The 17,076-nt window shown below is 60.2% G+C and carries 26 protein-coding genes; 4 read left to right on the plus strand and 22 right to left on the minus strand.

Annotation, left to right across the window (positions count from 1 at the left end; all coding sequences use genetic code 11):
* Positions 1–9: 9 nt before the first annotated feature.
* The 22 genes from rplR to rpsL all read right to left on the minus strand — a co-directional run bounded on the left by rplR (position 10) and on the right by rpsL (position 12,536).
* Positions 10–360 (minus strand): 50S ribosomal protein L18, encoded by a 351-nt coding sequence (gene rplR / locus FHS83_RS18000; RefSeq protein ID WP_167084679.1) that lies wholly within the window; start codon positions 358–360, stop codon positions 10–12.
* Positions 357–890: a 50S ribosomal protein L6 gene (gene rplF, locus FHS83_RS18005; RefSeq protein WP_167084681.1), complete on the minus strand. Its 534-nt coding sequence runs from the start codon at positions 888–890 to the stop codon at positions 357–359. The genes rplR and rplF overlap by 4 nt, the downstream gene beginning before the upstream one ends.
* A 10-nt stretch (positions 891–900) precedes the next feature.
* On the minus strand, positions 901–1,299 hold the full coding sequence (rpsH, locus tag FHS83_RS18010) for a 30S ribosomal protein S8 (RefSeq protein WP_167084683.1): 399 nt from the start codon (positions 1,297–1,299) through the stop codon (positions 901–903).
* A 14-nt stretch (positions 1,300–1,313) separates the two neighbouring features.
* The gene (gene rpsN / locus FHS83_RS18015; RefSeq protein ID WP_167084685.1) at positions 1,314–1,619 is read right to left on the minus strand and encodes a 30S ribosomal protein S14; all 306 of its coding nucleotides are present in this window, start codon (positions 1,617–1,619) and stop codon (positions 1,314–1,316) included.
* A gap of 12 nt (positions 1,620–1,631) precedes the next feature.
* The gene (gene rplE / locus FHS83_RS18020; RefSeq protein ID WP_167084687.1) at positions 1,632–2,324 is read right to left on the minus strand and encodes a 50S ribosomal protein L5; all 693 of its coding nucleotides are present in this window, start codon (positions 2,322–2,324) and stop codon (positions 1,632–1,634) included.
* Complete coding sequence (rplX, locus tag FHS83_RS18025) at positions 2,317–2,637, minus strand: 50S ribosomal protein L24 (RefSeq protein WP_167084689.1); 321 nt, start codon at positions 2,635–2,637, stop codon at positions 2,317–2,319. The genes rplE and rplX overlap by 8 nt, the downstream gene beginning before the upstream one ends.
* Before the next feature lies 1 nt (position 2,638).
* On the minus strand, positions 2,639–3,007 hold the full coding sequence (gene rplN, locus FHS83_RS18030) for a 50S ribosomal protein L14 (RefSeq protein WP_167084691.1): 369 nt from the start codon (positions 3,005–3,007) through the stop codon (positions 2,639–2,641).
* Positions 3,008–3,035: 28 nt separating this feature from the next.
* Positions 3,036–3,281 carry a 30S ribosomal protein S17 gene (gene rpsQ / locus FHS83_RS18035; protein WP_167084693.1) on the minus strand — a complete coding sequence of 82 codons (246 nt, stop codon included), beginning with the start codon at positions 3,279–3,281 and terminating at the stop codon, positions 3,036–3,038.
* Positions 3,282–3,293: 12 nt separating this feature from the next.
* Positions 3,294–3,536, minus strand: coding sequence for a 50S ribosomal protein L29 (rpmC, locus tag FHS83_RS18040; RefSeq protein ID WP_167084695.1), 243 nt, complete (start codon positions 3,534–3,536; stop codon positions 3,294–3,296).
* Between the two features lie 3 nt (positions 3,537–3,539).
* Positions 3,540–3,950 carry a 50S ribosomal protein L16 gene (gene rplP, locus FHS83_RS18045; protein ID WP_167084696.1) on the minus strand — a complete coding sequence of 137 codons (411 nt, stop codon included), beginning with the start codon at positions 3,948–3,950 and terminating at the stop codon, positions 3,540–3,542.
* Between the two features lie 18 nt (positions 3,951–3,968).
* Complete coding sequence (rpsC, locus tag FHS83_RS18050; protein WP_167084698.1) at positions 3,969–4,709, minus strand: 30S ribosomal protein S3; 741 nt, start codon at positions 4,707–4,709, stop codon at positions 3,969–3,971.
* Complete coding sequence (rplV, locus tag FHS83_RS18055; RefSeq protein ID WP_167084700.1) at positions 4,709–5,182, minus strand: 50S ribosomal protein L22; 474 nt, start codon at positions 5,180–5,182, stop codon at positions 4,709–4,711. Before rplV ends, rpsC begins: the two co-directional genes overlap by 1 nt.
* Positions 5,182–5,466, minus strand: coding sequence for a 30S ribosomal protein S19 (gene rpsS / locus FHS83_RS18060; RefSeq protein ID WP_167084702.1), 285 nt, complete (start codon positions 5,464–5,466; stop codon positions 5,182–5,184). Before rpsS ends, rplV begins: the two co-directional genes overlap by 1 nt.
* A gap of 5 nt (positions 5,467–5,471) precedes the next feature.
* Positions 5,472–6,311, minus strand: a complete 840-nt coding sequence (gene rplB, locus FHS83_RS18065) for a 50S ribosomal protein L2 (protein WP_167084704.1) — start codon at positions 6,309–6,311, stop codon at positions 5,472–5,474.
* Positions 6,312–6,314: 3 nt separating this feature from the next.
* Complete coding sequence (locus FHS83_RS18070; protein ID WP_167084707.1) at positions 6,315–6,605, minus strand: 50S ribosomal protein L23; 291 nt, start codon at positions 6,603–6,605, stop codon at positions 6,315–6,317.
* On the minus strand, positions 6,602–7,219 hold the full coding sequence (gene rplD / locus FHS83_RS18075; RefSeq protein ID WP_167084709.1) for a 50S ribosomal protein L4: 618 nt from the start codon (positions 7,217–7,219) through the stop codon (positions 6,602–6,604). The genes FHS83_RS18070 and rplD overlap by 4 nt, the downstream gene beginning before the upstream one ends.
* Before the next feature lie 3 nt (positions 7,220–7,222).
* Entirely contained in the window at positions 7,223–7,909 is a 687-nt protein-coding gene (gene rplC, locus FHS83_RS18080) for a 50S ribosomal protein L3 (protein ID WP_167084711.1), read from the minus strand.
* Between the two features lie 12 nt (positions 7,910–7,921).
* On the minus strand, positions 7,922–8,230 hold the full coding sequence (rpsJ, locus tag FHS83_RS18085; protein ID WP_166930691.1) for a 30S ribosomal protein S10: 309 nt from the start codon (positions 8,228–8,230) through the stop codon (positions 7,922–7,924).
* Between the two features lie 109 nt (positions 8,231–8,339).
* Complete coding sequence (gene tuf / locus FHS83_RS18090; RefSeq protein ID WP_167084713.1) at positions 8,340–9,530, minus strand: elongation factor Tu; 1,191 nt, start codon at positions 9,528–9,530, stop codon at positions 8,340–8,342.
* A 38-nt stretch (positions 9,531–9,568) separates the two neighbouring features.
* Positions 9,569–11,638 carry an elongation factor G gene (fusA, locus tag FHS83_RS18095; RefSeq protein ID WP_167084715.1) on the minus strand — a complete coding sequence of 690 codons (2,070 nt, stop codon included), beginning with the start codon at positions 11,636–11,638 and terminating at the stop codon, positions 9,569–9,571.
* A 37-nt stretch (positions 11,639–11,675) separates the two neighbouring features.
* Positions 11,676–12,146 carry a 30S ribosomal protein S7 gene (gene rpsG, locus FHS83_RS18100; protein ID WP_167084717.1) on the minus strand — a complete coding sequence of 157 codons (471 nt, stop codon included), beginning with the start codon at positions 12,144–12,146 and terminating at the stop codon, positions 11,676–11,678.
* Between the two features lie 18 nt (positions 12,147–12,164).
* Positions 12,165–12,536, minus strand: coding sequence for a 30S ribosomal protein S12 (rpsL, locus tag FHS83_RS18105; protein ID WP_167084719.1), 372 nt, complete (start codon positions 12,534–12,536; stop codon positions 12,165–12,167).
* Positions 12,537–13,014: 478 nt separating this feature from the next.
* On the opposite strand from rpsL, the gene FHS83_RS19935 reads away from it, so the two are divergent.
* The 4 genes from FHS83_RS19935 to FHS83_RS18125 all read left to right on the plus strand — a co-directional run bounded on the left by FHS83_RS19935 (position 13,015) and on the right by FHS83_RS18125 (position 17,031).
* Positions 13,015–13,200 carry a (2Fe-2S)-binding protein gene (locus tag FHS83_RS19935; RefSeq protein ID WP_167084721.1) on the plus strand — a complete coding sequence of 62 codons (186 nt, stop codon included), beginning with the start codon at positions 13,015–13,017 and terminating at the stop codon, positions 13,198–13,200.
* A 20-nt stretch (positions 13,201–13,220) separates the two neighbouring features.
* The gene (gene bfr, locus FHS83_RS18115; protein WP_167085630.1) at positions 13,221–13,700 is read left to right on the plus strand and encodes a bacterioferritin; all 480 of its coding nucleotides are present in this window, start codon (positions 13,221–13,223) and stop codon (positions 13,698–13,700) included.
* Between the two features lie 360 nt (positions 13,701–14,060).
* Entirely contained in the window at positions 14,061–14,870 is an 810-nt protein-coding gene (locus tag FHS83_RS18120) for a hypothetical protein (RefSeq protein ID WP_167084723.1), read from the plus strand.
* A 100-nt stretch (positions 14,871–14,970) separates the two neighbouring features.
* The gene (locus tag FHS83_RS18125; protein ID WP_208414950.1) at positions 14,971–17,031 is read left to right on the plus strand and encodes a S46 family peptidase; all 2,061 of its coding nucleotides are present in this window, start codon (positions 14,971–14,973) and stop codon (positions 17,029–17,031) included.
* The last annotated feature ends 45 nt before the right edge of the window (positions 17,032–17,076 follow it).

Consider the following 17,076-nt stretch of genomic DNA (forward strand, 5'->3'; position numbering starts at 1 on the left):
GTTCCTTCCTCAGAATTCCAGACCGCCCTCACGGGCGGCATCCGCGAGCGCCTTGACGCGCCCATGATAAATGTACCCGCCGCGGTCGAACACGACCTTCTTCACACCGGCGGCAATGGCGCGCTCTGCAACGAGCTTGCCCACTTCCTTGGCGGCATCGATGTTCCACGACTTGGAGACGGGATGCTCCTTCTCGTGGGTCGAAGCCTGAGCCAGGGTGGCGCCGGCCAGGTCGTCGATGACCTGGGCGTAGATGTGGCGGCCCGAGCGGAAGACGGACAGACGCGGACGGCCGCCCGCATTCTGCACCAGACGATAACGGTTGCGCCGCTTGCGGCGATCGAAAAGAGAAATCGTCATTTCTTCTTGCCTTCCTTGCGACGAACATACTCGTTCGCATAGCGCACGCCTTTGCCCTTATAGGGCTCCGGGGAACGCCAAGAACGGATCTCGGCCGCGACCTGGCCCACGAGCTGCTTGTTCATGCCCGAGATGGTCAGCGAGGTCGGCTTCTCAGCGACGATGGTGATGCCTTCCGGGATCGGATAGTTCACATCGTGGCTGAAACCGAGCTGCAACTGCAGGGTCTTGCCCTGAACCGCGGCGCGATAACCGACGCCGAGGATTTCCAACTTCTCGGAAAAGCCCGTGGTGACACCCACCACGAGATTGTTCACGAGGGTACGCGACAGACCCCACATCTGCGGCGCGCGGTCGAAACCTTCGCGCGGCGTGATGGTGACGCCGTGATCGTCCAACTTGGCCGCAACCTCTTCCACCAGCGTGACAGAGAGCTCGCCCTTGGGACCTTTGACTTTGACCGTCTGGCCATCGATGGAGGCGGTAACCCCCTTCGGCAGCGCAACCGGCTTCTTGCCGATACGAGACATAGAGCTTCTCCTAGAACACCTGGCAGAGGACTTCGCCGCCGACGTTCTTTTCGCGGGCGGTAGAGTCGGTCATCACGCCCTGCGGCGTCGAAACGATGCTGACGCCAAGGCCTTGGCGGTGGGGCTTCAGCTCCTTCACCGAGGCGTAGACGCGGCGGCCCGGGGTGGAAACGCGCTTCAATTCGCGGATCACCGGACGGCCTTCATGATACTTGAGCTCGATCTCGAGTTCCTTGATGCCGTCCTTGAACTCCACCTCGGCATAGCCGCGGATGTAGCCTTCGGTCTGCAGAACATCGAGCAGCGCGGTGCGCAGGCGCGAATTCGGCGACGTAATCTTCGTCTTGCCGCGCAGCTGCCCGTTGCGGATGCGCGTGATCAAATCGCCAATGGGATCGGAAATCGCCATGGTTCCGTGTCTCCTTACCAGCTCGCCTTGGTCATGCCAGGGATCTGGCCGAAATTCGCCAACTGACGCAGCGCGATACGCGACAGCTTCAGCTTGCGGTAATAGCCCTTCGAACGGCCCGACAGGTCGCAGCGATGCTTGACGCGAACCTTCGAAGAGTTCCGCGGCAGTTTCGCCAGCTTCAGACGAGCAGCGAACTGCTCCTCGACCGGCACGTTCGGGTCTTTCGCCTTCGCCTTGAGCTCGGCCCGGCGGACAGCGTACTGCGCCACCAGCTTTTCGCGTTTCTTATTGCGATTGATCTGTGAAGTCTTCGCCATAACGCCTCGCCGTCAGTTCACGAAGGGGAACTGGAAGCCCTTGAGAAGCGCTTTGGCTTCTTCGTCGGTCTTCGCAGTCGTATTGATGATGATGTCCATGCCCCACACGGTCTCGGTCTTATCGTAGTCGATTTCGACGAAGATGATGTGTTCCTTGAGGCCAAGGGCGTAGTTGCCACGTCCATCAAAGCTCTTGCCATTCAGGCCACGGAAGTCGCGCTGACGCGGCAGAGCCATGGTCACCAGACGGTCCAAGAATTCGTACATGCGGTCCTGGCGCAGCGTGACCTTCACGCCGACCGGACGGCCAGCGGTGATCTTGAAGGTCGAGATCGCCTTCTTGGCCCGGGTGATCACGGCCTTTTGGCCGGCAATCGCCGTCAGGTCATTCTGGGCGGCCTGGATCTTCTTGGTGTCCTGCGAGCCTTCACCGGCGCCGATGTTCAGAACGATCTTGGAGATCTTCGGAACCTGCAGCGGGTTGGTGTAGCCGAATTCCTTCATCAGCGCCGGACGAACGACTTCGTTGTAGCGCTTCTTGAAACGCGGGATGTAGTTCGGGTCCGTGGCGATCTCGCCAACGGCAATCTGCGTCCCAGCGGCCTTATCGGCACCCTTCTTGGCCTTCTTGTCGGCCTTGGCTTCCGCTTTGGCCTTCTCGATGGGGTTGCCGCCCTTTGGGGCCTTCTTACCTGCGTCAGACATCGATTACCTCACCGGACTTCTTCGCAACGCGCACCCGGCGTCCGTCGCCGAGAACTTTCCAGCCCACGCGCGTGGCTTCGCCCGACTTGGGATCGATCAGCGCCAGGTTGGACAGCTCGATCGGCTGGTCCTTGTTGACGATGCCGCCCTGCGGATTGCGCTGGCTTGCCTTGGTATGGCGCTTCGCGGTGTTCACACCGGACACGACGGCGCGGTTGTCCTTCGGAATAACCTTCAGGACTTCGCCCTTCTTGCCCTTATCGCGGCCCGTGGTGACGATCACCCGGTCGCCTTTCTTAATCTTCGCACTCATCTCAGAGCACCTCCGGCGCCAGCGAAATGATCTTCATGTGGTTTTTCGCACGGAGTTCGCGCGTAACCGGTCCAAAAATACGTGTTCCGATCGGTTCGCCCTGGTTGTTGACCAGCACGGCGGCATTGCCGTCGAAGCGGATCAAGCTGCCGTCGGGACGGCGCACGCCATGGGCGGTACGCACAACAACGGCCTTGAGGACTTCGCCCTTTTTCACGCGCCCGCGCGGAATGGCTTCCTTGACGGAGACGACGATGGTGTCGCCAACGTCCGCGTAACGGCGCTTGGACCCGCCGAGAACCTTGATGCACATCACGCGACGGGCACCAGAGTTGTCGGCAACGTCAAGCTCGGTCGACATCTGAATCATATTATTCTACTCCCGATGCTCGCCTGGCTTACTTGCCGGTGACGACACGTTCGACCACTTCCCAGCTCTTCAGCTTGGAGATCGGACGGCATTCCTGAATACGAACGATGTCGCCGACCTTGTATTCGCCGGTCTCGACATGAGCGTGGTACTTCTTCGAACGGCGGACAGTCTTGCCCATCACCGGGTGCGTGAAACGGCGTTCCACGTTGACCACCACGGTCTTCTCGTTCTTGTCGCTGACGACCACACCCTGCAGCACGCGCTTAGGCATGTTTCATTCTCCTCAAACGGCCTTGCGGCGCTGTTCCGCCAGGATCGTTTCGATCCGGGCGATGTCGCGGCGGACTTCGCGGATGCGATTGGTCTTCTCAAGCTGGCCATTCGCCTTCTGGAAGCGCAGGTTGAACTGCTCCTTCTTCAGCTTGGCGATCTGCTCGCTGAGTTCATCCGCGCTCTTGGTGCGGAAGTCGTCGGCCTTGGACGCAGTCTTGGCGGAGGCCACTTTGTCGGTTTTCTTCGCAGCCATGTCCTACTCCACGCGAGCGATGAATTTGGTCGCGATCGACAGCTTGGCGGCGCCGAGGCGCATGGCCTCTTTGGCGGTCTCCAAATCGACACCGTCGATCTCGAACAGAATGCGGCCCGGCTTGACCTTGGCCACCCAGAATTCCGGCGCACCCTTACCGGAGCCCATGCGGACTTCGGCAGGCTTTTTCGACACCGGCACATCCGGGAAGACGCGGATCCAGACGCGGCCGGCGCGCTTCATTTCGCGGGTGATCGCGCGGCGAGCCGCTTCGATTTCGCGGGCATTGATGCGTTCCGGTTCGAGCGCTTTCAGGCCGAACTGCCCAAAGGCCAGATACGTGCCGCCCTTGGCGACGCCGTGGATGCGGCCCTTGTGCTGTTTGCGGAACTTTGTACGTTTCGGTTGAAGCATGGCGCTTTTCTTTCCGTCTTATTCGCCAGCATTCGAAGGAGTGCGGTCACCGCGTTCCTTACGTTCCTGCTGGTTGCCACGGCCCTGATCGGTGTTCTCCGCATTGCGCTTTTCAACGGCAAAGGGATCGTGCTCCATGATCTCGCCCTTGAAGATCCAGACCTTGACGCCGCAGGTGCCATAGGTGGTCTTCGCGGTGGCGATACCGTAGTCGATGTCGGCGCGCAGCGTGTGCAGCGGCACGCGACCTTCACGGTACCACTCGAGGCGGGCGATTTCCGCGCCACCCAGACGACCGCCGCAATTGATGCGGATGCCCTGGGCGCCGAGGCGCATGGCCGACTGAACGGCGCGCTTCATCACGCGGCGGAAGGCGACGCGGCGCTCGAGCTGCTGAGCAATATTCTCAGCCACGAGCTTGGCATCGATTTCCGGCTTGCGGATTTCGACGATGTTCAGGTGCACTTCGTCAGTCGTGTACTTCTGAACGTCGGCCTTCAGCTTCTCGATGTCGGCACCCTTCTTGCCGATCACCACGCCCGGACGCGCCGAGTGGATGGTGATGCGGCACTTCTTGTGCGGACGCTCGATGATCACGCGGGAGACGCCGGCAGCCTTAAGCTTCTCGGTCAGGTAGTCGCGGATCTTGATGTCTTCCTGAAGGTACTTGCCGTATTCCTTCTTGCCGGCATACCAGCGGGAGTCCCAGGTCCGGTTGATGCCGAGGCGAAGGCCGGTCGGATTAACTTTCTGACCCATTACGCATTCTCCTTCGCGGCAACAGCCTTCTTCGCGAGCCGCTTGGCAGCAGCTGCTTTCTTGGCCTCAGCCTTCGCGGCTTTCGCCTTCTTGACTTCCTCTTCCTTCAGCTCCTCGACCACGATGGTGATCTGGCTGAAGGGCTTCTCGATGCCTGCGCCGCGACCGCGGGCGCGCGCATGGAAGCGCTTCATCACGAGGTTCTTGCCGACGGTGGCGGACTTGACCACCAGGTTGTCGACGTCGAGGTCGTGGTTGTTTTCCGCATTGGCGATCGCCGACTGCAGAACCTTCTTCACCACCGTCGCGATGCGCTTCTCGGAGAAGGTGAGCTCGTTAAGAGCCGCTTCAGCCCTCTTGCCGCGGATCGTCTGCGCCACGAGGTTGAGCTTGCGCGGGGAGACGCGGATCATACGTCCGATCGCCTTCGCCTGATTATCCGCGAGAACGCGGGCGCGTGCTTCCTTGCCCATTAGTCCCTCTTCGCTTTCTTGTCAGCGCCGCCACCATGACCGTGGAAGGTGCGGGTCGGCGAAAACTCGCCGAGCTTGTGGCCCACCATGTCCTCGGTGACGAGAACGGGAATGTGCTTCTTGCCGTTGTAGACGCCGAAGGTGAGACCGACGAACTGCGGCAGGATGGTGGAACGACGCGACCAGGTCTTGATCACGTCCTTCCGACCGGACGAACGGGTGCCTTCTGCCTTTTTCAGCAGATATCCGTCGACAAACGGGCCTTTCCAAACGGAACGTGTCATCTCAATTACCCTTGCGTCGTCTTACCGTGGCGCGAACGCACGATGTACTTCGTGGTACGCTTGTTCTTGCGCGTCTTGGCGCCCTTGGTCGGCTTACCCCAAGGCGTAACCGGATTACGGCCACCCTTGGTACGGCCTTCACCACCACCGTGGGGGTGATCGATCGGGTTCATCGCGGTACCACGGACGGACGGGCGCTTGCCCTTCCAGACGTTGCGGCCGGCCTTGCCGATCACTTCGTTCATGTGGTCCGGATTGGACACCGCACCGACAGTGGCCATGCATTCCAGGCGCACTTTGCGCACTTCGCCCGAATTCAGGCGCAGAATGGCATAACCGGCGTCGCGGCCCAGATACTGGGCGTAGGTGCCAGCCGAACGAGCGATCTGACCGCCCTTGCCCGGCTTCATCTCGATGTTGTGGATGATGGTGCCGACCGGCAGGGCCGCGAGTTTCATCGCATTGCCCGGCTTCACGTCCACCTTGTCACCCGACACAACCGTGTCGCCAACGGCGAGGCGCTGCGGCGCCAGGATATAGGCCAGCTCACCGTCCTTGTACTTCACCAGAGCGATGAAGGAGGTGCGGTTCGGGTCATATTCCAGACGTTCCACGATCGCCGGCACATCGAACTTCGTACGCTTGAAGTCGACGATGCGGTAGCGCTGCTTGTGACCGCCACCCTGCCAACGGACCGTGACGCGGCCCGTGTTGTTGCGGCCACCGTTCTTGGTCTGACCTTCGGTGAGCGCCTTGACGGGGCCACCCTTGTGAAGACCCGTGCGATCGATGAGCACCAATTGGCGCTGACCGGGCGTCGTGGGTCGATATTGCTTGAGCGCCATGACTTACAGCCCCGTCGTAATATCGATCTGATGGCCCTCTTCGAGGGTCACGATCGCTTTCTTGAAATCGCTCCGCTTGAAGCGGGTGCCGCGGAAGGCCTTCGTCTTGCCTTTGACGCGCACCGTGTTCACGGCCTTCACTTTAACCTTGAACACTTCTTCAACGGCCTTGGAGATCGCGGGCTTGGTAGCATCCAGCGGCACGCGGAACACGACCTGATTGTGGTCGGTCAGCTTGGTCGCCTTTTCCGTGATCACCGGCGACAGGATGACGTCGTGATGGGTCGTGGTCATGCCAGTCGCTCCTCAATCGCCTTAACGGCGGCGGACGTCAGAACCAGCTTCTCGGCGCGGACGATGTCATAGACATTCAGACCGGCCATCGGCAGCAGCGAGACGTCAGCAATGTTGCGGGCCGAAAGCGCGAAGTTGGCGTCGAATTCGCCGTCCACGACCAGGGCCTTCTTGGCGCCCAGGGCGGAGAGCTTCTTGGCCAGCGCGTTGGTCTTGACCTCAGCGGACTTGGCTTCGTCGAGCACCACGATCGCACCGGCCTTCGCCTTGGCGGAGAGCGCATGCTTCAGGCCGAGAGCGCGGATCTTCTTGGGAAGAGCGAACTCATGGCTGTGGGAGACAGGGCCCATGGCCTTGGCGCCACCGACGAACAGAGGGGCCGAACGCTGGCCGTGACGAGCACCGCCGCCGCCCTTCTGGTTGCCGAACTTCTTCTTGGTGCGGTCCACTTCACCACGGGTCAGGATCTGGTGCGTACCGGAGCGGCGCTTTGCGAGCTGCCACACCACGACGCGCTGGATCAGGTCCTGGCGCGGCTCGAGGCCGTAGATGGCGTCGGAGAGTTCAACCTCGCCGTTCGCCTTGTTATCGAGAGTAAGGACTTGCGTTTTCATCTATCAGCCCTCCGCCTTCTTCTGAACAGAAGCAGGCTTCGGAGCCTCCTTGGGGAGATCGCGCTTCACGGCGTCACGAATGAACACCCAGCCGCCCTTGGAGCCCGGCACAGAGCCGCGCACCATGATCAGACCGCGCTCGACATCGACCTTCGCCACTTCCAGGTTCTGGGTGGTGACGCGATCAACGCCATAATGGCCGTGCATCTTCTTGTTCTTGAAGGTCTTGCCCGGGTCCTGACGGCCACCGGTACCACCCAGCGAGCGATGCGAGATCGACACGCCGTGGGATGCTTCAAGACCGCGGAAGTTCCAACGCTTCATAGCGCCGGTGAAACCGCGACCGATGGTGACGCCCGTGACGTCCACCTTCTGACCGGCCACAAAATGGTCGGCTTTGATGACATCGCCCACTTCGAGCAGATTTTCTGCATCGACACGGAATTCGGCAAGCTTACGCTTGGGCTCGACTTCCGCCTTGGCAAACTGGCCGCGATCGGCCTTGGAAAGACGCTTGGGTTTGGCAAAGCCCGAACCGAGCTGAACGGCCGTGTAGCCGTCTTTTTCATCGCTGCGGGTGGACACGACCTGACAGCCATCGAGCTTCAGCACCGTGACGGGCACATGACGGCCGTCCTCTAAAAAGAGGCGGGTCATGCCAACCTTCTGCGTGATGACGCCTGTGCGCATCGCGCTTACTCCTTAAAGCTTGATTTCGACGTCGACGCCGGCCGCAAGGTCGAGCTTCATCAAAGCGTCAACCGTTTGTGGTGTAGGGTCGATGATGTCGAGGAGGCGCTTGTGAGTCCGGATTTCGAACTGTTCGCGGCTCTTTTTGTCGATGTGCGGGGAACGGTTCACGGTGAAGCGTTCAATGCCCGTGGGCAGCGGAATCGGTCCGCGAACCTGGGCGCCTGTGCGCTTCGCCGTGTTGACGATTTCCCGCGTCGAATTGTCGAGGATGCGGTGATCGAAGGCCTTGAGCCTGATCCGAATGTTTTGACCCTGCATAGCTAACTTCCTTAACAACCTTCCTCGACTTACCTCCCCTGCCCGGCTGCCTGAGCTGCTCTCGCAGCACCGGCAGTCCGAAGCCGGGGACGACCAGCCTTTCGGCTCGTCACTTAATGATCTTGGAGACGACGCCCGAGCCGACGGTACGGCCGCCTTCGCGGATAGCGAAGCGCAGCTTTTCTTCCATCGCGATCGGAACGATCAGTTCAACTTCGATCGTCACGTTGTCACCCGGCATCACCATTTCGGTGCCTTCCGGCAGCTTCACAACACCGGTCACGTCGGTGGTGCGGAAATAGAACTGCGGGCGATAGTTCGTGAAGAACGGCGTATGACGGCCGCCTTCGTCCTTGTTCAGCACGTAGATACCAGCGGAGAACTGGGTGTGCGGGGTGATCGAACCCGGCTTCGCCAGAACCTGACCGCGTTCCACGCCCGTACGATCAACGCCGCGCAGCAGCGCGCCGATGTTGTCGCCAGCCTGGCCCTGATCGAGCAGCTTGCGGAACATTTCAACGCCGGTCACGGTCGTCGAGGTCGTCGGACGGATGCCGATGATTTCGACGGTCTCGCCAACCTTCACCATGCCGCGTTCGACACGGCCGGTCACCACGGTGCCACGGCCAGAGATCGAGAACACGTCTTCGATCGGCATCAGGAACGGCTGGTCCAGCGGACGGGCCGGCTGCGGGATGTAGTCGTCAACCGCCTTCATCAGGGCGAGGACCGCATCATGGCCGAGCTTGGCATCGCCATTCTCGAGCGCCACAAGGGCCGAACCGCGGATGATCGGAATATCGTCGCCCGGGAATTCGTAGGACGAAAGCAGCTCGCGCACTTCCATTTCCACGAGGTCGAGCAGTTCCGGATCGTCGACCATGTCGCACTTGTTCATGAACACCACCAGCGCCGGCACGCCAACCTGGCGGGCAAGCAGGATGTGCTCACGGGTCTGCGGCATCGGGCCGTCAGCTGCGGACACCACCAGGATCGCGCCGTCCATCTGCGCCGCACCGGTGATCATGTTCTTCACATAGTCAGCGTGGCCGGGGCAGTCGACGTGGGCATAGTGACGGCCTTCCGTCTCGTATTCCACGTGCGCCGTGTTGATGGTGATACCACGCGCCTTCTCTTCCGGCGCCTTGTCGATCTGGTCGTAGGCGGTGAAGTTCGCACGGCCAGCTTCCGCCAGCACCTTCGTGATCGCAGCCGTCAAAGACGTCTTGCCATGGTCCACATGGCCGATCGTCCCAATGTTGCAGTGCGGCTTCGTCCGCTCAAATTTGGCCTTCGCCATTGCTATCTCCTATTGGCGATTACGATTACGGTAGGCGATTACTTGGACTTGATCGTGTCGGCGATTGCCGCCGGCACAGTGTCGTAGTGATCGAACTGCATCGAATACTGGGCGCGGCCCTGAGACATCGAACGCAGGGTATTGATGTAGCCGAACATGTTGGCGAGCGGCACCATCGCGGTGACAACCTGAGCATTGCCGCGGCTGTCGGTGCCCTGCACCTGACCACGACGGGAGTTCAGATCGCCGATGACGCCACCAAGGAAGTCTTCCGGCGTCACAACTTCGACCTTCATGATCGGCTCGAGCAGCTTCGCAGCCTTCTTCTCGGCCAGTTCACGGAACGCAGCGCGGGCTGCGATATCGAAGGTCAAGGCGTTGGAGTCAACTTCGTGGTAGGCGCCGTCAATCAGCTTGGCCTTGAAGTCGATGACCGGGAAGCCAGCGATGAGACCGGATTCCTTCTGAGCCTTGATGCCCTTTTCGACCGACGGGATGTATTCCTTCGGCACGGTACCGCCGACGACGTCGTTCTCGAAGACGAAACCCGAACCAGCTTCAAGCGGCTCGAACTCGATCTTGACGCGGGCGAACTGGCCCGAACCACCGGTCTGCTTCTTGTGGGTGTAGTCGATCGTGATCGGCTTGGTCAGCGTCTCGCGATAGGCCACCTGCGGCGCGCCGACATTGGCATCGACCTTGTAGGTACGCTTCAGGATGTCGACCTTAATTTCGAGATGCAGTTCGCCCATGCCCTTCAGGATGGTCTGGCCGCTCTCGGTGTCGGACGACACGCGGAAGGACGGATCTTCCTGAGCAAGACGCTGCAGCGCCATACCCATCTTTTCCTGGTCGGCCTTGGTCTTCGGCTCGATCGCGATTTCGATAACCGGATCGGGGAATTCCATGCGCTCCAGGATCACCGGGTTGTTGGGATCGCAGAGGGTTTCACCAGTGGTCGTCAGCTTGAGGCCCGCGAAAGCAACGATGTCGCCCGCATTGGCTTCCTTGACGTCTTCACGGGAGTTCGCATGCATCAAAAGCATACGGCCAACGCGCTCGTTCTTGTCCTTTACGGAGTTCAGGACCGACGAACCGGAGGTCACGGAGCCCGAATAGACGCGCACGAAGGTGATCGAACCGACGAAGGGGTCGTCCATGATCTTGAACGCGAGGCCAGAGAACGGCGCCTTATCGTCGGCAGCGCGCTCAACTTCGGTTTCCTTGTGCGGGACAACGCCCTTCACCGCCGGAATGTCGAGCGGCGACGGCAGGAAATCAACCACGGCATCAAGAAGCGGCTGCACGCCCTTGTTCTTGAAGGCAGAACCGCACATCACGGGGACGAACTTGAAGGCAAAGGTACCCTTGCGGATCATCGACTTCAGCGCGTCGATCGAGGGCTCGGTGCCTTCGAGATAGGCTTCCATGGCGGCATCGTCGAGCTCAACGGCCATTTCGACCAGCTCGGAATGCAGCTGAGCAGCCTTGTCGGCATATTCGGCCGGGATGTCGATGACGTCGTACTTCGCACCAAGCTGTTCTTCGTGCCAGACCAGCGCCTTCATCGAAACGATGTCGATGATGCCCTTGAAATCGGCTTCCGCGCCGATCGGCCAGGTGATGATCATCGGACGGGTGCCCAGGCGGTCGATCATCATGTCGACGCAACGCTGGAAGTTGGCACCCATGCGGTCCATCTTGTTGACGAAGCAGATGCGCGGAACGTGATACTTGTCCGCCTGACGCCACACGGTTTCGGACTGGGGCTCCACGCCGGCCACGGCGTCGAACACGGCAACGGCACCGTCGAGCACGCGCATGGAACGTTCCACCTCAATGGTGAAGTCCACGTGGCCGGGGGTGTCGATGATGTTGATGCGGTGGTCTTTCCAGAAGCAGGTCGTCGCGGCGGACGTGATGGTGATGCCGCGCTCCTGTTCCTGTTCCATGAAGTCCATGGTGGCGGCACCATCGTGCACTTCACCGATCTTATGGCTCTTGCCGGTGTAGTAGAGAATGCGCTCGGTCGTCGTCGTCTTGCCGGCATCGATATGCGCGGCAATGCCGATGTTGCGATAATTTTCGAGCGGGGTCGTACGCGCCACGGGACTAGTCCTTTTGAGGGGTCAGTTTAGGGGCCAATTACCAGCGATAATGCGAGAAGGCGCGGTTGGCATCGGCCATCTTGTGCGTGTCTTCACGCTTCTTGACGGCAGAACCACGGTTCTGGAACGCATCGAGCAATTCGCCCGAGAGACGACCGGTCATCGTGGTCTCGTTACGGCCGCGCGCGGCAGTAATGATCCAGCGGATGGCCAGGGCGCGCGAGCGATCCTGACGAACTTCGACCGGAACCTGATAGGTCGCACCACCAACGCGGCGCGAACGAACTTCCAGAGCCGGCGAAACATTGCGCAGCGCTTCGTGGAAAACCTGCAGCGGATCCTGCTTGGTCTTCTGAGCGATGACGTCAAAGGCGCCATACATAATGCCTTCAGCGGCGGACTTCTTGCCGTCGTACATCAGGCTGTTCATGAACTTGGCGACAACCAGATCGCCAAACTTGGCGTCCGGGTTGATTTCGCGGCGGTCTGCGCGGCGGCGACGGGCCATCGGTGTTCTCCTTAATTCTTACTTCGGACGCTTCGCGCCATAAAGCGAACGGCGCTGCTTGCGGTCCTTGACGCCCTGCGTGTCGAGCACGCCGCGGATGATGTGATAGCGCACGCCCGGCAAGTCCTTCACGCGGCCGCCGCGGATCAGCACCACCGAGTGCTCCTGCAGGTTATGGCCTTCGCCCGGGATGTAGGTCAGTGCTTCGTAGCCGTTCGTCAAACGAACCTTCGCCACCTTACGCAAAGCCGAGTTCGGCTTCTTCGGGGTGGTGGTGTAAACGCGCGTGCAAACAGCGCGCTTCTGCGGGCAATGCTGCAGAGCCGGCACCTTGTTGCGCTTCGGCTTGGTGCCGCGAGGCTTGCGGATCAGCTGATTGATCGTCGGCATTCCTACTTCCGTTTCCTTTGCGGGACCTACCCCGCTGGCTACTCTTTGCGAGACTTTCGCCCCGCGCTCTTCCAAGACCGTCCGTATGCGAACATACGGCAGAAACAAAACACCGAGCCCGGAGCAAGCTCCGTTCCCGGTCACAGCGCGGAGGACTGGGAGCCAGGCTCCGAGTCACGCGTTTCAACGCTATGAACTGACTTTCCAGCAGCGTTTCCGCTTGGGACGGCCTGCCCTGAAAGGTGGCGCCTTATATGCGCCGATTCCGAAAGCGTCAAGCACTGAAAATCCCAGGAAATTCAGAGCCCCGCGCGATATCTCCAGCGGTTTTCCACAGGCTGTGCGCAACAATATGTCAAAACGAGACGCATTTACCATCCGTAGTTGCCGTTATTGACACTCAGTCGCAGACACATATCTTCTAGGCGACGGTCGCTTTGGCGGCTCTGAGGGAATCTGGGTGAATCAGGACCACTAGATGATAATCTGTGTCTGCAATAACTTGAATAATGCCAAAGTGGAATCGGCCATCGAAGCCGGTGCCCGTTCGGCGGATGAAGTCTATGCCCATTGCGGCGTTAAAAGGAATTGCGGGCGATGTCAGGAAACGATCCAGCAAATGGTGGAAACTCTGGGCCAACCGGTACTGGCGGCGGCGGAATAGGCCCCTCGCCTAAGGCCTCCATTCAGGGCGATGCGGAGGTGATCCGCTTCCTGAACCTTGCCATCAAGAACGAATTAACCGCCATTAATCAGTATTTCCTGCATTATCGCATGCTGGATGATTGGGGCGTGACGATCCTCGCCAAGAAAGAGTACGAGGAATCAATCGATGAGATGAAGCACGCCGACAAGCTCATCAAGCGCGTGCTCTTCTTAGGCGGCCTTCCCAACCTGCAAGACCTCGGCAAGCTTCGCATCGGCGAAAACGTGCAGGAGATTCTCGGCTGCGACCTTTCGCTCGAGCTCGACGCCATCCCCCTGCTCCGCGAAGCCATCGCCCATTCCGAAAAGGTCAGCGATTACGTCTCGCGCGAGCTGTTCGAGGACATCCTGGAAAGCGAGGAGGAGCATGTCGATTTCCTCCAGACTCAGTTCCGGCTGATCGAGCAGATCGGCCTTCCCAATTACATCCAGCTGCAATCCAAGCCCGCGACGTCGTAAGGGGGCGGGCTCTATCGCCCTCTCCCATTGTCATCCCGGACGCGCCCGCGAGATTTTCTCCATCTGGCATGTGGGCGCGATCCGGGAGCCACTCAGAAATCTGCGCAAGCGTAAAAGTAGGTCCCGGGTCTCACAGCCAATGCGTTGCATTGTCCGATCGCCCGGGATGACATCCTTGCTGAACACGCGGCAATCTGCGCATCTGATTGATTTCGATACGCATTTTTCCTGATCCCGGCATTTACCGGGCGCATAGTATTCCCCTGCGACAGTTCATGCGTTGCCAACCGGCAGCACCGGCCTAACTTGTGGTAGCGACTGCGGGTCACTCGCACTTGCATACACCAGGGGAGAGGGGTGATGAGGCGTATTGAAATCTCAGCGGGCATTTTCGCCGCGTTGCTGCTGGGCGCACCGGCGGTGGCCGATGATGCGCCGTTCCTCGGCACCGACCCAGCCTCTGTGATGGCAAAGGGCGAGAAGTCCATCCAGCAATGGCTGGTCTTCGGTCATGGCCATTGCAAAGAGAGCTTCAATTCTTTCCAAAGCCAGACCGAGTTCGATTACGGCGTCACTGATCGGCTGCAAGTCGCCGTATCCCTGCTCTACGATTGGGACCGCACCCATCCGCAAGGCGAAGCCTCAGTGCAAACCAGCCTAGTCGGCCTGCAAGGCGAAGCGGTGTGGAGCGTGATCGCGCCCGATAAAGGCCCGCTCGGCGTTGCCATTGCGGTCGATCCGGCGTTCAACCCTTCCTCTCGCGCCATCGCCTTTCGCCTGCTCTTCACGACATATGTTGCGCATTTCGAAAACGTCTTGAACATCAATTTCGAGAATAGCTGGGATAAGGACGGCTTCGGCCATTGGCAGGATTCCAGCGCCATCGTTTTCAATTACGGCCTCGCCCATGCGCTGAATAAGAATTGGACCCTTGGCGTCGAAGTCGGCAACGAGTTCGCGTTCAACGCCATGCTGGGCAATGCCGATCTCGGCACCCTCGCCTCCACCTTCTATGCCGGCCCGACGGTGCAATATGCAGGTGAAACAGCGACCATCAGCTTAGGCGTTCAGACCCAGCTTCCTCTCTCAACCGGCGACCACGTCGAGAATGGTTATCGTGTTGATGCCGAGCGCTGGCGCGTGGCTTTGCGCGTGTCCCGCTCACTCTAACAATCCCCCAACTTACCTCAGTGGGAATTGATCAAGCCCTCGCTGGACAGACAGCCGAGAAAAACTACCATGCGCCAGTTTGATTTCTTGAGGCTTCCCCGTGAAACGTATTTTGGCTCTTTCCGCCTGTGCTATGGCTCTGGCGGCGCCCTCCTTTGCTGACGAAGGCATGTGGACCTTCGATAATTTTCCCGCCGATGCCGTGAAGGCGAAGTACGGCGTCTCCATCACCCAGAAATGGCTCGACGATGTGCGTGCCGCCGCAGTGCGCCTGTCGGGCGGCTGCTCGGCCTCGGTCGTGACGGGCTCGGGCCTGGTGCTCACCAATCATCATTGCGTCCGCGATTGCGCGCAGGACCTTTCCACGGCCAGCACCAATTACATCACGGACGGCTTCATGGCCGCCAAGCGCGAAGACGAAAAGCTTTGCCCCGGCATGCAGGCTGAAATCCTCGACGGCATCAGCGATGTCACCGCGCGCGTGAACGCGGCGAGCGAAGGCAAGACCGGTGCCGATTATCTAAAAGCCCGCGATGCGGCAATTGCAGCCATCGAGAAGGAAGGTTGCACCGGCAAGGAAGACAAATTCCGCTGCCAGGTGATCACGCTTTATCAGGGTGGCCAGTATAAGCTCTACACCTATCGCAAATACGCCGATGTGCGCCTGGTCTTCGCGCCCGAAGAGCCGATGGCGTTCTTTGGCGGCGATCCGGACAACTTCAACTTCCCGCGCTATGACCTCGATTTCTCGATGGTGCGCCTCTACGAGAACGGCAAGCCTGTTGTCACGCCGAAGCATCTGAAATGGACCGACGCGGAACCCAAAGTCGGCCAGCCGGTGTTCGTGGCGGGCAATCCCGGTTCGACCTCGCGCCTCAACACGCTTGAGCAGCTCCAGGGCGAGCGCGATATCGATCTTCCCGATATTCTTCTGATGCTGTCGGAATTCCGCGGCCGCCTCATCCGCTTCAGCGAAGAGAGCCCGGAAAAGGCGCGCACCGCCCAGACCACGCTGTTTGGCATCGAGAACAGCTATAAGGCCCTCAAGGGCCGCTTCGAGGCGCTGCTGGACCCGAAGATGATGGCGACCAAGAAAGCCGCCGACGACGATCTGAAGGCCAAGGTGAAAGCCGATCCCAAGCTCGCCGCCGCCATCGGCGATCCCTGGAACGACATCGCCAAGATCGAACAGGAACGCGTCAATCTGCAAGGCGATTACAATTGGCTGGAAGCGCGCGCGGGCTTCCGCTCATCGCTGTTCCGCTATGCCCGCGTGCTGGTGCGCGCCGCTGAAGAACGCGGCAAGCCCAATGGCGATCGCCTGCGCGAATATGGCGACTCCCGCCTGCCCTTGCTGAAGAAGAACCTGCTCGACGCCAAGCCGGTCTATCCGGATCTGGAACAGCTCTGCCTCGAGTTCTGGCTCTCCAAGCTGCGCGAGAACCTGACGGCGGATGCGGCCGGCACCAAGCTCTTCCTCGGCAAGCGTTCGCCGGAAGCCCTGGCTGCCGAGCTTGCCAAATCCAAGCTGGGTGATCCCGCCTTCAGGAAGCAGCTTTGGGAAGGCGGCCTCGCCGCCATCAAGGCGAGCGATGATCCGATGATCAAATTCGTGCTCGCCACCGATGCCGCGTCGCGCAGCGCCCGCAAGGCCTTCGAAGACAAGATCGCCGGGCCGGAAGATCGCGCCACCGAAGCCGTCGCCAAGGCGCGCTTCGCGGTCTATGGCACCAAGACCTATCCCGATGCCACCTTCTCGCTGCGCCTTTCTTATGGCGCCGTGGAAGGCTGGAACGAGAAAGGCAAGTTCGTGGAGCCCTTCACCTATTATGGCGGTCTCTATGAGCGCGCTACCGGCGAAGAACCCTTCAAGCTGCCGCCGCGCTGGGTCGAAGCCAAGGGCAAGCTGAACGAAAAGACTGTGTTCGATTTCGCCACCACCAACGATATCATCGGCGGCAATTCCGGCTCGCCCTTGATCTCGGCCAAAGGCGAAGTCCTGGGTGCAGTGTTCGACGGCAACATCGAAAGCCTGGGCGGTGATTTCTGGTACGACGGCCGGGTCAACCGCACCGTCGTCGCCTCCTCCGCCGCCATCACGGAAGCGCTGAAGAAGATCTATCACCAGGACGGCCTGGTGAAGGAATTGATGGCGAAGTAAGCGCCATTCCAATCTGATCCCGAGGGCCGGTGGCAACGCCGGCCC

The organism is Rhizomicrobium palustre (assembly GCF_011761565.1).
In the GTDB taxonomy this organism is placed as follows: Bacteria; Pseudomonadota; Alphaproteobacteria; order Micropepsales; family Micropepsaceae; genus Rhizomicrobium; species Rhizomicrobium palustre.

Coding starts and splice junctions, on each gene's coding strand:
- rpsJ (WP_166930691.1), bottom strand. CDS start 8,230: ATGCAGGGTCAAAACATTCGGATCAGGCTCAAGGCCTTCGATCACCGC.
- rpsL (WP_167084719.1), bottom strand. CDS start 12,536: ATGCCGACGATCAATCAGCTGATCCGCAAGCCTCGCGGCACCAAGCCG.
- rplV (WP_167084700.1), bottom strand. CDS start 5,182: ATGGGCAAGGAAGCACGCGCCCGCGTTCTCGCGGATAATCAGGCGAAG.
- rplR (WP_167084679.1), bottom strand. CDS start 360: ATGACGATTTCTCTTTTCGATCGCCGCAAGCGGCGCAACCGTTATCGT.
- rplP (WP_167084696.1), bottom strand. CDS start 3,950: ATGCTTCAACCGAAACGTACAAAGTTCCGCAAACAGCACAAGGGCCGC.
- rpsN (WP_167084685.1), bottom strand. CDS start 1,619: ATGGCGAAGACTTCACAGATCAATCGCAATAAGAAACGCGAAAAGCTG.
- rplE (WP_167084687.1), bottom strand. CDS start 2,324: ATGTCTGACGCAGGTAAGAAGGCCCCAAAGGGCGGCAACCCCATCGAG.
- rpmC (WP_167084695.1), bottom strand. CDS start 3,536: ATGGCTGCGAAGAAAACCGACAAAGTGGCCTCCGCCAAGACTGCGTCC.
- FHS83_RS18070 (WP_167084707.1), bottom strand. CDS start 6,605: ATGACCACGACCCATCACGACGTCATCCTGTCGCCGGTGATCACGGAA.
- FHS83_RS18120 (WP_167084723.1), top strand. CDS start 14,061: ATGAGGCGTATTGAAATCTCAGCGGGCATTTTCGCCGCGTTGCTGCTG.
- rplF (WP_167084681.1), bottom strand. CDS start 890: ATGTCTCGTATCGGCAAGAAGCCGGTTGCGCTGCCGAAGGGGGTTACC.
- rplC (WP_167084711.1), bottom strand. CDS start 7,909: ATGCGCACAGGCGTCATCACGCAGAAGGTTGGCATGACCCGCCTCTTT.
- rplB (WP_167084704.1), bottom strand. CDS start 6,311: ATGGCGCTCAAGCAATATCGACCCACGACGCCCGGTCAGCGCCAATTG.
- rpsS (WP_167084702.1), bottom strand. CDS start 5,466: ATGACACGTTCCGTTTGGAAAGGCCCGTTTGTCGACGGATATCTGCTG.
- rpsQ (WP_167084693.1), bottom strand. CDS start 3,281: ATGCCTAAGCGCGTGCTGCAGGGTGTGGTCGTCAGCGACAAGAACGAG.
- FHS83_RS19935 (WP_167084721.1), top strand. CDS start 13,015: ATGATAATCTGTGTCTGCAATAACTTGAATAATGCCAAAGTGGAATCG.
- rpsC (WP_167084698.1), bottom strand. CDS start 4,709: ATGGGTCAGAAAGTTAATCCGACCGGCCTTCGCCTCGGCATCAACCGG.
- tuf (WP_167084713.1), bottom strand. CDS start 9,530: ATGGCGAAGGCCAAATTTGAGCGGACGAAGCCGCACTGCAACATTGGG.
- rpsH (WP_167084683.1), bottom strand. CDS start 1,299: ATGGCGATTTCCGATCCCATTGGCGATTTGATCACGCGCATCCGCAAC.
- rpsG (WP_167084717.1), bottom strand. CDS start 12,146: ATGGCCCGTCGCCGCCGCGCAGACCGCCGCGAAATCAACCCGGACGCC.
- rplD (WP_167084709.1), bottom strand. CDS start 7,219: ATGAAAACGCAAGTCCTTACTCTCGATAACAAGGCGAACGGCGAGGTT.
- rplN (WP_167084691.1), bottom strand. CDS start 3,007: ATGATTCAGATGTCGACCGAGCTTGACGTTGCCGACAACTCTGGTGCC.
- rplX (WP_167084689.1), bottom strand. CDS start 2,637: ATGAGTGCGAAGATTAAGAAAGGCGACCGGGTGATCGTCACCACGGGC.